Raw genomic sequence first — 260 nt, 5'->3', positions numbered from 1 at the left:
GCAAACATCGTTCACCTCCTCAAGCGGATCGCGGATTGAAAGCCAGGTCGCGCGCCATCGCCTGGTAGAGCGCGCGCGCCTTGTCGTCGTTCGCCGGCGGCAGCACGACGTCGAGGATGAGATAGAGGTCGCCCGGCGGATTACCGGGGATGCCCCTGCCCTTCAGGCGCAGCTTGCGCCCGCTCTGCGAGCCCGCCGGCACCGATACCTCGACCGTGCCCGAGGGCGTCGGCACCGCGACCTTCTCGCCGAGCGCGGCT

General features: G+C 69.6%; 1 protein-coding gene. It reads right to left on the bottom strand.

Annotated elements, in window-relative coordinates; all coding sequences use genetic code 11:
• Nucleotides 1-19: 19 nt before the first annotated feature.
• On the bottom strand, nucleotides 20-260 hold a 241-nt coding region (locus KVT32_RS30490), incomplete at its 5' end, for a DnaJ C-terminal domain-containing protein (protein WP_305864322.1).

This window comes from Achromobacter sp. GbtcB20 (assembly GCF_019091095.1).
Lineage (GTDB): Bacteria > Pseudomonadota > Gammaproteobacteria > Burkholderiales > Burkholderiaceae_B > Achromobacter > Achromobacter mucicolens.
This window is presented reverse-complemented; position numbering and strand designations above follow the sequence as displayed.